This is a genomic window from Herminiimonas sp., assembly GCF_030645555.1.
GTDB lineage: Bacteria > Pseudomonadota > Gammaproteobacteria > Burkholderiales > Burkholderiaceae_D > Oxalicibacterium.
Genome location: NZ_JAUSME010000339.1, coordinates 1 through 11,243, shown reverse-complemented (window position 1 = coordinate 11,243; position 11,243 = coordinate 1). Strand labels below are relative to the sequence as shown.

10 protein-coding genes, 2 tRNA genes and 1 pseudogene are annotated in these 11,243 nt (G+C 55.7%); 8 read left to right on the top strand and 5 right to left on the bottom strand.

Annotated elements, in window-relative coordinates; genetic code table 11:
* The 4 genes from Q7T06_RS12720 to Q7T06_RS12705 form a co-directional block, all read left to right on the top strand.
* Nucleotides 1-83 (top strand): HU family DNA-binding protein (locus tag Q7T06_RS12720; protein WP_304785173.1); only part of this gene is annotated, 83 nt, incomplete at its 5' end.
* A gap of 51 nt (nucleotides 84-134) precedes the next feature.
* Nucleotides 135-210, top strand: a tRNA-Val gene (locus Q7T06_RS12715).
* A 35-nt stretch (nucleotides 211-245) separates the two neighbouring features.
* A tRNA-Asp gene (locus tag Q7T06_RS12710) sits at nucleotides 246-322 on the top strand.
* Between the two features lie 79 nt (nucleotides 323-401).
* A complete protein-coding gene (locus tag Q7T06_RS12705; protein WP_304785171.1) occupies nucleotides 402-2,318 on the top strand; it encodes a SurA N-terminal domain-containing protein in 1,917 nt (638 codons plus the stop codon).
* 83 nt (nucleotides 2,319-2,401) lie between these two features.
* Here Q7T06_RS12705 and mnmH read toward each other — a convergent pair whose 3' ends face one another.
* Nucleotides 2,402-3,475 carry a tRNA 2-selenouridine(34) synthase MnmH gene (gene mnmH, locus Q7T06_RS12700; RefSeq protein WP_304785170.1) on the bottom strand — a complete coding sequence of 358 codons (1,074 nt, stop codon included), beginning with the start codon at nucleotides 3,473-3,475 and terminating at the stop codon, nucleotides 2,402-2,404.
* A gap of 4 nt (nucleotides 3,476-3,479) precedes the next feature.
* Nucleotides 3,480-4,049 carry an arylesterase gene (locus Q7T06_RS12695; RefSeq protein WP_370652388.1) on the bottom strand — a complete coding sequence of 190 codons (570 nt, stop codon included), beginning with the start codon at nucleotides 4,047-4,049 and terminating at the stop codon, nucleotides 3,480-3,482.
* A gap of 91 nt (nucleotides 4,050-4,140) precedes the next feature.
* Between Q7T06_RS12695 and Q7T06_RS12690 the strand changes: the two genes are divergently transcribed.
* A complete protein-coding gene (locus tag Q7T06_RS12690) occupies nucleotides 4,141-4,824 on the top strand; it encodes an ABC transporter ATP-binding protein (RefSeq protein ID WP_304785169.1) in 684 nt (227 codons plus the stop codon).
* On the opposite strand, the gene Q7T06_RS12685 is transcribed toward Q7T06_RS12690, so the two are convergent.
* The 3 genes from Q7T06_RS12685 to Q7T06_RS12675 all read right to left on the bottom strand — a co-directional run bounded on the left by Q7T06_RS12685 (nucleotide 4,821) and on the right by Q7T06_RS12675 (nucleotide 8,087).
* Nucleotides 4,821-6,335 carry an NAD(P)H-hydrate dehydratase gene (locus tag Q7T06_RS12685; protein WP_304785168.1) on the bottom strand — a complete coding sequence of 505 codons (1,515 nt, stop codon included), beginning with the start codon at nucleotides 6,333-6,335 and terminating at the stop codon, nucleotides 4,821-4,823. The genes Q7T06_RS12690 and Q7T06_RS12685 overlap by 4 nt on opposite strands.
* A 92-nt stretch (nucleotides 6,336-6,427) precedes the next feature.
* Nucleotides 6,428-7,672 carry a D-amino acid dehydrogenase gene (locus tag Q7T06_RS12680; protein WP_304785167.1) on the bottom strand — a complete coding sequence of 415 codons (1,245 nt, stop codon included), beginning with the start codon at nucleotides 7,670-7,672 and terminating at the stop codon, nucleotides 6,428-6,430.
* Nucleotides 7,673-7,937: 265 nt separating this feature from the next.
* Entirely contained in the window at nucleotides 7,938-8,087 is a 150-nt protein-coding gene (locus tag Q7T06_RS12675; protein ID WP_304785166.1) for a lmo0937 family membrane protein, read from the bottom strand.
* Between the two features lie 318 nt (nucleotides 8,088-8,405).
* Here Q7T06_RS12675 and Q7T06_RS12670 point away from each other — a divergent pair, with 318 nt between their 5' ends.
* The 3 genes and pseudogenes from Q7T06_RS12670 to Q7T06_RS12660 all read left to right on the top strand — a co-directional run.
* Nucleotides 8,406-9,593 carry an AI-2E family transporter gene (locus tag Q7T06_RS12670; RefSeq protein ID WP_304785165.1) on the top strand — a complete coding sequence of 396 codons (1,188 nt, stop codon included), beginning with the start codon at nucleotides 8,406-8,408 and terminating at the stop codon, nucleotides 9,591-9,593.
* Between the two features lie 103 nt (nucleotides 9,594-9,696).
* The gene (locus Q7T06_RS12665; RefSeq protein ID WP_304785164.1) at nucleotides 9,697-10,110 is read left to right on the top strand and encodes a DoxX family protein; all 414 of its coding nucleotides are present in this window, start codon (nucleotides 9,697-9,699) and stop codon (nucleotides 10,108-10,110) included.
* Nucleotides 10,111-10,305: 195 nt separating this feature from the next.
* Nucleotides 10,306-11,243, top strand: a pseudogene (locus tag Q7T06_RS12660) (phosphoribosylformylglycinamidine synthase); the annotation flags it as partial.

The following is an 11,243-nucleotide window of genomic DNA, read 5'->3' as shown; positions in this document are numbered from 1 at the left end:
GCACCGGGGAATCAATCAAAATCAAGGCTGCTAAAGTTCCTAAATTTAAAGCTGGCAAAGGTTTAAAGGATGCTGTAAACTAGCTTTTTTGGTGTGGTGACAAGCATCGAAAAATTGGCTGACTAAGTGGATTTGGGTGCTTAGCTCAGTTGGTAGAGCGGCGCCCTTACAAGGCGTAGGTCGGCGGTTCGACCCCGTCAGCACCCACCATCAGTCAAACTCGCAAATAATCATCAAGTAGTTTAGGAGTGGTAGTTCAGCTGGTTAGAATACCGGCCTGTCACGCCGGGGGTCGCGGGTTCGAGTCCCGTCCACTCCGCCAAAAAATAAAAAGGCGAACGAGAGTTCGCCTTTTTTCATATCCGACGTATTGATCGTGTTCTATCTGGGATTGGTTAGCCATGTTTGATTTTATTCGCACTCACCGTCGCCTGATGCAGTTTTTGCTGCTGTTGATTATCCTGCCTTCCTTCGCCTTCGTTGGACTGGAAAGTTATACCCGCATGGGTGACGCATCCAATACCGTGGCGAAAGTAGATGGCCAGGCCATTACGCAACCGGAATGGGACGCGGCTCAGCGCGACCAGATGGAGCGTTTCCGTCAAATGTTCGGCGAGCAGTTCGATGCCAAGATGTTTGATACGCCGGAAGCGAAGCAGGAAATCCTGAACAACCTGATCGCGCAACGCGTGCTGGCTGCCGAAGCCAAACGCAACAAGCTTTCCGTATCCGATCAAACCCTGCAGCAAACCATCATTAACCTGGGTGGATTGAAGACGGCCGACGGTCAGTTCGATGTCGAGCGTTACAAGGCCATTCTGGCTGCACAAGGAATGACGCCGGCCATGTATGAAAGCCGTCTGCGCCAGGATTTGACGATGCAGCAGGTCAATGCTGCAATTCAAACCACTTCCTTTGCGCCAGATACGCTCGCCAAGCGCCTGTCCGAGCTGGGCGAGCAGGAACGTGAAGTGCAGCAGCTGTTGTTCAAGGCGTCCGATTACGTTGCGCAAGTCAAGCTCAGCGATGAAATGCTCAAATCGTATTATGAGAAGAGCAGCCAGTTCGACGTACCGGAACAGGTCAAAGCCGAATATGTAGTCTTGACTGCCGATGCACTGGCAGCACAGATCAATGTCAGCGATGCGGATATCAAATCCTATTACGAACAAAATACCAAGCAATATGGTGCCGAAGAGCAGCGTCGCGCTAGTCACATCCTGATCGGCGTAAACAAGGATGCATCCGATGCAGACAAGGCTGCTGCCAAGGCAAAAGCCGAGCAACTGCTGGCCAGCCTGCGCAAGAATCCGCAGGAATTCGCCAAGCTGGCCAAGGAAAATTCGGCTGACACGGGTTCTGCCGAGCGCGGTGGCGACCTGGACTTTTTTGGCAAGGGCATGATGGTCAAGCCATTTGAAGATGCCGCCTTCAAGTTGAAGCAAGGCGAGTTGAGCGACCTGGTGCAATCCGATTACGGCTTTCACATCATCAAGCTCACGGCAATCAAGCCGGCAGCTGTGAAGGCGCTGGATGAAGTCAAGGGCGAGATCGCCAGCGCAATCAGAAAACAGCTGGTGACGAAAAAATATACCGAGACTGCAGATGTGTTCAGCAATACGGTATATGAACAGGCAGACAGCCTGAAAGCAGTTGCCGACAAACTGAAGCTGAAAATCGAAACGACCGGCAATCTGTCGCGTCAGGCGAATCCGGCTGTGGCGCCAACCGCGCCATTCAACAATCAGAAATTCCTGACGGCGCTGTTTTCAGAAGAGTCATTGAAAAACAAGCGCAATACCGAAGCGGTCGAAGTCGCGCCGAATACCCTGATTGCCGGTCGCGTGGTGGAATACAAGGCTGCCAGCAAACGTCCTTACGCTGAAGTCAAAGCCCTGGTGCAGGCGCAAGTGGTGCAGGTAGAAGCCGCCGCACTCGCCAAAAAAGCCGGTGAAGCAAAACTGGCGGCATTGAAAACGAAGGATGATGCAGCCGGTTTCTTGGCGACGCAAACCGTTTCACGCGCCAAGAGCCAGGGCTTGAATCCTGCCGTATTCCTGGCAGTGATGAAGGCCGATACCAGCAAGTTGCCGGCGTATGCAGGCGTCGATTTGCCAGGCCAGGGTTACAGCGTGTTGCGCGTATTGCGTGTGCTTCAACCGACCGCTGTCGATAGCGCCAAGCGTCAGGCCGAGCGGCAACAGATCAATGCTGCGCTGGCGCAGCAGGAAACATTTGCCTATATCGAAGCGTTGAAGCAAAAAGCCAAGGTGAAAATCCTTAAGCCGGTCGAGGCCAAATCCGGGGCTGTCGAATAATCACTCGTTTGCATCGCCATGCATCTGTAAAAAAGCCGCTGACTATAGCGGCTTTTTTTATTCCCGGTTTGCGGCAAGCATGATCAACTGCTTGAGCTTGCCGTAGCGATGATTTGACTGGCCGCATGCGCAAACGCTACTTCTGAAATATCGGACAGGCAGATTTTTTGCGCATCCTTCACATGCACAAAATTGCGATCTATCGATTTGCTGTATGCCGGATCGTAATGATCTTCCAGCAATTCGCCGACCAGTTTTTCCATTTCATGCGTCGATGCCAGCGCTTGCCAGTGAGCGATTTTTTCCTTGCCATGCAGCTGGACCAGGCAGGCCAGCTGGGCATTCAACAAATCAGGGTCGCTGATGAAGTGTTCATAATCCTGCATCAGTAATTTCACTCTATCTTCGTGGGCAAGCTGCAGGTCTATGCAGGCCGAGCTGCGCATATTGTCGATCAAGGCGTCGGGAACGCGCAGGTTGCCGACTTTCTTGCTTTCCGATTCGATGTATACCACGCGGGCCGGGTCGAAGCTGCGCAGCGTGTGCCAGATATCGCTTTCAAACTTCTTTTGCGAAGGTTGTGCTTCGGTGGGCAGGCTGCCGAGTACCGAGCCGCGATGCGCCGCCAGTTTTTCCAGATCCAGAACCTGTGCGCCATGCTCTGCAAGGATTTGCAGCAAGCGGCTTTTGCCGCTGCCAGTCGGGCCGCAAACCACCTTGAAGCTAAAGAGGGCAGGCAGAGTGAGCAATTCTGCATTCACATGGCGGCGATATTCCTTGTAGCCGCCATCCAGTTGTATCGCCGGCCAGCCTATGCGCGCCAGTATGAGTGCCATGGCGCCGCTGCGATTGCCGCCGCGCCAGCAGTAAAGCAGGGGCTTCCATGCGTGCGGCTTGTCGATGAATTGCGTTTCGATATGGTGTGCAATATTGTGTGCGACCAGCGCGGCACCGATTTTCTTTGCTTCGAATGCACCGACTTGCTTGTACATCGTGCCTATCCGCTGCCTTTGCTCATCATCGAGCACCGGGCAGTTGATTGCGCCCGGGATATGATCGAGTGCAAATTCGGATGGGCTGCGCACATCGATGATTGCATCGAACTGCTCCAGTGTGGGCAGCAATTCGGCAAAAGAGAGCAGGGCAGGATATTTCATCCATTCACTTCACGAGTAAGGGCTTGAGTTGCGGCCAGATATTGTTGAGTATGGTCGGGTGTGCGGCGGCGGCCGGGTGTATGCGGTCTGCCTGAAAAAATTCTATTTTGTCGGCGACGCCGCGCAGCATGAATGGTACCAGCGAGGACTTCGTTTCCTTCGCCAGTTTGGGAAATAATGCAGAGAACTGTCTGGTGTAATCCGCACCATAATTAGGCGGGATTTGCATGCCGATCAGCAGGACCTGAGCCTGGGATTTTTTTGCATCCTTGATCATCGTGCGCAGATTTTCCTGCGTGGCGGCGAGCGACAAGCCGCGCAGCGCATCATTTGCCCCCAGCTCTATGATTACCACGGCAGGTTGATGCTTGAGCAGAAGTGCAGGCAGTCGTGCCTTGCCGCCGCTGGTGGTTTCTCCGCTGATGCTGGCATTGATGACAGGCACAGTGTTTTTTTCTGCAGCCATTTTCTTTTGCAGCAGGCTGACCCAGCCTTCGCCGCGCGCCAGGCCATATTCCGCAGACAGGCTGTCGCCAAGCACGAGTATGGTTTTTGATGCAGAATAAGCGCTCATTGTGTGCAAGGTCAGCATGCTCAGGATGAGCGCTGGCAGTGTCGCCCGCAGTATTTTTCCCACCTGATACGAAAACCTGAAATCAATCCGCATGCCTGAATCCTCTACTTTGTATCCCGCAATTGAAGCGATCAATCTGACTAAACGGGTGGCTGATGCGACTGGTGAACTCACCATTCTGCAAGCGGTCAATTTTACCGTGCAAGCGGGTGACACGCTTGCCATCGTTGGCGCCTCCGGTTCCGGCAAGTCGACCCTGCTTGGTTTGCTGGCCGGGCTGGATACGCCGACCGAGGGTACGGTCAAGCTGGATAATGTCGATATCTTTGCGCTGGATGAAGATGGCCGTGCGCGCTTGCGCAAGGAAAAACTGGGTTTTGTGTTCCAGTCGTTTCAATTGCTCGGACATTTGAATGCAGTGGAAAATGTCATGCTGCCGCTGGAGTTGCGCAACGATGGCCAGGCAAGGGAAAAGGCGGAGGCGATGCTGGCGCGCGTAGGTCTGTCCAGCCGCCTCAAGCATTATCCCAAATACCTGTCCGGCGGCGAGCAGCAGCGCGTGGCGCTGGCACGCGCATTCGTCAGCGAGCCGCCCCTGCTGTTTGCCGATGAGCCTACCGGCAGCCTGGATGCTGCAACCGGGGCCTCGGTCATACAATTGATGTTTGAATTGAATCAGGAACGCAAATCGACTCTGGTGCTGGTCACCCACGATCCTTCGATCGCGGCGCTGTGCAAGCGGACCATCACGATTGCGGCTGGCCGGCTGGTTTAATGGCCTTGCTGTTGCGTCAATTGATTCAAGGCGGCGCGGATTTCAGGGATCAATTCACTCGCCGTGACGCCGATAGGGCCGATGCCGCGCTGTACCAGATTGTCCGCTGCCTGGCCATGCAGCCAGACTGCGGCCAGCGCAGCTTCCCACACTGGCCAACTCTGCGCCAGCAAGGCGCCGCACAAGCCTGACAGCACATCGCCCGAGCCGGCAGTTGCCAGCGCCGGGTTGCCGGTGCTGTTGATGACGAGATCGCCGCAGGGTGCCGCGATGACGCTACCCGAACCCTTGAGTATTGTTACGGCATTGAATTTTGTCGCGAGGGCTTGCGCTGCCGCCAGGCGGTCTGCCTGCACCCGTTGCGCGGAGATACCGAGCAGACGTGCTGCCTCCAGTGGATGCGGGGTCAACAGCGTGGCTGATTTGCGCGCGGCCAGTTTTTGTTGCAGGCCCGCTTCAACAGCAATGAGATTCAAGGCATCTGCATCCAGCACCAGCGGCGCATGTGCGGCGAGCGCCCTGGCGAGAAAGTCGTGCGCCTCGCGCGAATTACCCAAGCCCGGTCCTGCCACGGTCGTCGTGTGTGCGAAATCAATGTCGTCCGCCAGACGGCACATCAATTCCGGTTGCGCACTATCGTAATCGATGCGCTTGCCTATGGTCGCCACGAATACGCGGCCGGCACCGCATTTGGCTGCCGTGCGGGCTGCCAGCACGGCGGCGCCGACCATGCCTGGTGCACCGCCTAGCACGCTCACATCGCCAAAACTTCCCTTGTGCGTATTGTGCCGCCGTGCGTGCAATGCAGCTGAAAACAGGCTGACATGGTTGAGCTGCCGGTGTGATGGCGAGTACAGTTGTGGCGCTATATCCAGATCGACGACGCGAACTTCGCCGGCGCAGTCGCGGCCGTCGCAGGTATGCAATCCCGCTTTGTTGCCGATGAAGGTCACAGTCTGCGTGGCGCGGATCGCGCAGCCGGCAGAGCCGCCTACTATCGTGCCGGTGTCGGCATCCAGGCCGCTCGGTACATCGAGCGACAATACCGGGCAGTGCAGGGCATTGATAGTTGCGACCAGGCTGGATATGTCGCCGGTGATGGCACGCAGCAAGCCGATGCCGAACATGCCATCGATGACCAGCGCCCAGTCAGTGGTGTATATGCTGCTCGCATCTATGAACTTTGCGGGACTGGCTTGCGCATGCTGCAGTGCCTGTTGCGCGTCGGCGGGCAGTTTTGCCGGCTCGCCGCTCAAGAGGACGGCTACCTTCAGGCCGGCCTGTGCCAGCTGGCTCGCCGCTTCCAGCGCGTCGCCGCCATTGTTGCCGGGGCCGGCGAGTACCAGTATCGCGGCATCTGCATGTTGTCCGGCCAGCAGTATGCGGGCACAACCGGCGGCCGCTGTTCCTGCACGTTGCATCAGGGTGTAGGCAGGAAGCGTGGCGACCGCAGCTTGCTCGATCGCCCGTATGTCTGCAACTGTATAGAGAGTATGGCTGCTGAGTGTCATGGCAAGGCGCGCTCAAAAAATGTGCAAAAGCAGGGCAATCGCAGAGGCAATCGCGGGACCATCTGATTTTAGTCCAATCTGCGCCGCTGTAATCAGTCTAACCGTAAGGGCGTCAATCCTTCGAGGTCGATATCAGGGCTGCGGTCCGAGACTATATCCGCCAGCACCTTGCCCGAGCCTGCTGCCATCGCCCAGCCGGTGGATCCATGGCCGATGTTGACCAGGACATTCCTGACCGGAGTGGCGCCTATGAGCGGCGCGCCGTCTGGCAGCATCAGGCTGCTGCCAGACCAGAACGAGGCCGTGTTGTAGTTGCACGCATCCGGGAACCAGTCTGATGCAACCTTGAGCAGGGTGTTCAATGCCGCCTGGCGCAGCTCCGTCGTGCGCGAGCCTAATTCTGCGATGCCGGCGACGCGTATGCGCTTGCCCATGCGCGTGATGGCAACCTTGTAGGATTCATCCATTACCGCGGCTATTGGTGCAGATTCAAAATTGCGCAGGGTGGCAGTGGCGGCATAGCTCTTTACCGCACAGGTCGGCAGATGCAGGCCCAGCGGTGCGAGCAGTTTGGCGCTGTCGGCGCCGCTGGCAAGCACTACCTGGTCCACCGTAAAATTGCGCGCGTCCAGCCGGATCTCGACGCCTTGGTCTGACTGGCGTATCGATTTGACGTTGCTGGCAAAATGAAATTCAACCCCCATCTTTTGTGCGAGCTGGCGTATCTGGCGCGTAAACAGCGCGCAATTGCCGGATTCATCTGCTGGCAAGTGCAGGCTGCCGGCCAGCGCTGTATGGCTATTGAGTGCAGGTTCTATCGCGCGCGCGCCGGACGCATCCAGCACTTCGTGCGCTATGCCGTGCGCGGCAAGAAAATCGAAAGCAGGTTGCGCCAGTTGCAGATCGCGTTCCGAGCGGAATAACTGCAGGTAGCCGGGAGCCTGCTCATAATCGAGTTGATGCTGTTCGCGCAGTTGCCGCATGATTTGATCGCTGTAGGCGGCAATCCGGTGCATCCTTGCGCGATTGAGCTGGTAGCGATTGACATCGCATTCCTTCAACCAGCGCCGCATCCAGCCCCACAGTGCAGGATCGAGCATGCGGTTGAACAGCAGTGGAGATTCTGATTTCAGCAGGCAGGATAGAAAGGCTTTATGCATGCCGGGCGCTGCCCACGGTGCGATGCTGGCTGGAGCAAGAATGCCGGAGTCGCCATAACTGGCTTCTTCCGCGACATTGTTGCGGCGCTCGATCACGATGACTTCATGTCCGGCTTCGGCCAGGAAATAGGCAGTACAGACCCCAATGACACCCGCACCAACGACTGCTACTTGCATTACTTCTACCCTTCCGGAAATTAGCCCGCAATGTTACCAAGCCGATGTGTATATGCGCCAGTAGAAGGTGGGTGTATCGCCAATAAGTTGCAGGAAAACGATACAGAAGTCGGGCTATTCGCTGTTTGCCGCAGCTTATGCCGGCATGCCTGGCCATACTTGCCGGATTGACGATGTGTATTCGATAATAAAAAAGGCCGCGCCGAAGTGGCGTGGCCTTTTGCAGATACCTGATGCAGGGATCTGGCTGGATTCCAGCAAGGTATTACAGGGGCTTGCGACCGCTGATGATACGCAGCAGGATGATCACAATCGCGATCACCAGCAATATATGTATGAAGCCGCCGATGGTATAGGAACTGACCAGACCGACGAGCCACAGGATAACGAGTACGACTGCAAGGGTATAGAGCATGGCAATGTCCTTTCGGGTTTTAAGTTAATGATGGAATGCTCGCCACGGCAATTTCAGCCTGTCTTCTTCTTGTTCCAAAGTCTTGCGCTGAAAAGCCTGAAGCGTGATGCATGCAGGCAGTAGAACATGAAGTTTGCCTATAGTCAGCTTCCCGGACAGGGTAGCGTCAGGCCAGGGCGCTATCTGTACGTTGTCGCACATACGCGTGTTGATGTGGCTCAATGTTGAAATTACGATGCTTAATCAAAAAGCCTATGGGACAATCGCTTGCATTGTCATCCCGTCGGCTATCTGATCGCATTCATCTTCAAGAAAAAAATGACCAATAAAAATGTTGATGCCAATAAAGCAGAGGGCTTGCCGGTCCCGGCCGAACTGAAGGCGGCCCATGTCGGGCTGGATGGAGCAGAACCGCCCCGGTTTCACATCCCGGTCAATGCGCGCGGCGTTGCGCTGACTATACTGGCCACGGTGGCTTTCGTCTTCGCGCTTGCTGCGGCACATAAATTCTTTATCCCGCTGGTGTTCGGCATCTTCATAGCCTACACATTGAACCCGCTGGTGGTCTGGCTGGAGCGGATACGCATTCCCCGCCTGTTTGGCTCGGCGTTTGTCATTGCAGCCATTTTATGCAGCGCCTTGTGGACAGTAAACAATCTGCGCGATGAATTCAATTCGATACTGGTCAGTTTGCCGACGGCGACGCAAAAACTCTCCCGTTCGCTGAGACACCTGCAAAAAGACCAGACCAGCACGATCCAGCAAATGCAAACCGCTGCCACAGAAATTGAAAAGGCAACCAACCAGGCTACCGGGACCAGGCCGGCAGCCAAGCCGGCGGCGGCAGAGCAATCGGTGTTCAATGTGAGCCAATGGTTATGGGCGGGATCGATGGGCGCGGTCGGCTTCCTGAGTCAGGCACTGATGGTGATTTTCCTGGTGTTTTTCTTTTTGCTGTCGGGCGACATGTTCAAGCGCAAGCTGGTGAAAATCAGCGGCCACTCGCTGTCATCCCGCAAGATTACCGTGCACATACTCGATGCGATCAATACCTCGGTCCAGAATTACATGCTGATGCTGTTGATCACCAATGTGCTGTTCGGTTTGCTGATGTGGATAGCCTTGCGCTGGATAGGCCTGGAGAATGCCGGCGCCTGGGCGGTGGCGGCGGGCTTTTTGCATATCATTCCCTACTTTGGGCCGCTGCTGATCGTGGCAGCTACTGGCATGACTGCCTTCATGCAGTTTGAAACCCTGTCATCGGTATTGGCGGTTGGCGGCGCCACGATGCTGATTGCCACCGTAGTCGGTACCTTCGTGACCACATGGATGACAGGAAAAATCGCCAAAATGAATACCGTGGCGGTATTCGTATCGCTGCTGTTCTGGACCTGGTTATGGGGTGTATGGGGCATGCTGCTCGGCATCCCGATCATCGTGATCGTCAAGGTGATCTCTGAATATATCGATGGCTGGCAAGTGGTGGCCGAGCTGCTGGGCGAATAAGGGCGGCATCCGGTATTTTCATATTGCCGGCAGCCGGCGTATTATCACTATGGCACCATGCCTGTGAGGCTTGCGATCCATCTGACTAACTAATTAATCAAGGATGAACAATATGCAAAATGCTGACGATCTCGGAAAATTGCTTTTGCGCTTAGTGCTGGGGATATTGATACTGTTGCACGGCATTGCAAAAATCATGGCCGGACCGGCTTACATCATCGGTGTAACGGTAGATGCCGGGTTGCCGGCGGCACTGGGCTACCTGGTTTATCTGGGGGAAGTAATCGCACCTATCCTGCTGATCGTCGGCATCTGGTCGCGCCTGGCAGCGCTGATCATTGCCGGCAACATGGCTTTTGCCATTTTCCTTGTGCATGGAAAACAGCTTTTGAGCCTGGCCAATACTGGCGGCTGGGCGCTGGAGTTGCAGGGCATGTTCCTGGTCACGGCGCTGGCGCTGGTCTTGCTCGGAGCAGGGCGGTTCAGCCTGGGCGGGCGCGGCGGCAGGTGGAATTGAGCAGGCAATAGCAGTCAGCGGCAGCACAAGATAAAGGGGGGCATGAAAATGTGCCCCTTTATTGCATTTTCAGGCGATGAATCTCGGCTGTTTCGACGGTCATTGCCGTGGGTCCCTGTATAATCACGCTTTCGATTTAACTCGCAGGACGGCAGCCGGATACATCTGCTTTTCTGCATCAACTACCTTCTCGCCATGCTGATTTTGCCAGGTTCCAACGCTCTTTCCGCCTTTCGTACCGAACGTCTCTTGTCCCAGCTTCAGGAAATCGATGCTGCAATCGTCGGTGTGACTGGACGCTTTCTGCATTTTGTCGATTCCTCCGCGGCGCTTGCGCCGGATGATGTCAAGCGACTGGATGGCTTGCTGACATATGGTGAACCGTTTGCCGGCAAGCTGGAAGGCGATGAATTTGTCGTGATCCCGCGTTTCGGCACGATTTCACCCTGGGCCAGCAAGGCGACCGACATTGCGCATAACTGCGGCATGGCAGACATACACCGTATAGAACGCGGCATCCTGTATGTGGTGCACCTGAAATCTGGTTTGCTCGGCGGCGCGAAGAAACTGTCCGACGATGGCATCGCAGCAGTGCAAGCCTTGCTGCATGATCGCATGACTGAAATGGTCTTGCGCAGCGCCGACCAGGCGGCCGGCCTGTTTGGCGAACTGGATCCTAAACCACTGGCATTCATCGATATCGCGCAGGGCGGCAAGAACGCGCTGGTGCAAGCCAACACGGAACTTGGCCTGGCATTGTCCGATGATGAAATCGATTACCTGCTCGCAGCATTTACAACAGCCAAACGCAATCCTACCGATGTCGAATTGATGATGTTCGCGCAAGCCAACAGCGAACATTGCCGCCACAAGATATTCAACGCCGACTGGACCATAGACGGCGAGAAGCAGGATAAATCGCTCTTTGCGATGATCAAGAATACGCATCAATTGGCGCCACGCGGCACCGTCGTTGCCTACAGCGACAATTCATCGGTGATCGAGGGTGCCACGGTGTCGCGTTTCTACCCGCGCGGTGCAGCTGCCGGCAATGTGTATGCAGCCTCGGAAGAATTGACGCATATCCTGATGAAGGTGGAGACGCATAACCATCCGACCGCAATCTCGCCATT